Raw genomic sequence first — 389 nt, 5'->3', positions numbered from 1 at the left:
ATGTATCGCCCATTGATTGAGCGTTACATCCTCGATGAGCTCAAGGCGGTGCGCCAAGACCAACAGGCTTTGCGTGCCGAATACACCGAAAAGATTGCTCATGCACAGCTAGAAACCGCTGATCGCGCCATTGTCTACACCACAGACACCATTAACAATGTGTTTTTTATTATCACTGCGACGGCGTCAATTTTGGTGTTAGTTGGGTGGAACTCACTACGCGACGTAAAAAATAAGGTTGAAGACATTGTTAACTCTCGCGTCAGTGCCATTACCGACGAATATGAAGCACGCCTAAAAGATTTAGAAGAGCAGCTTCGAGGTCGCTCAGAGGAAATCCTCAACAACCAGAAGAAGATCACCATCACCAACGAAATTCATTCATTGTG

At 46.0% G+C, this 389-nt stretch carries 1 pseudogene; it reads left to right on the top strand.

Annotated features, from left to right (window positions below):
• Positions 1–389, top strand: a pseudogene (locus tag CWB98_RS23795) (tetratricopeptide repeat protein); the annotation flags it as partial.

It is taken from the genome of Pseudoalteromonas rubra, assembly GCF_005887115.1.
Taxonomy (GTDB): Bacteria; Pseudomonadota; Gammaproteobacteria; order Enterobacterales; family Alteromonadaceae; genus Pseudoalteromonas; species Pseudoalteromonas rubra_F.
Note: the sequence above shows the minus strand (reverse complement) of the source record. Positions and strands in the feature narration are given on the sequence as shown.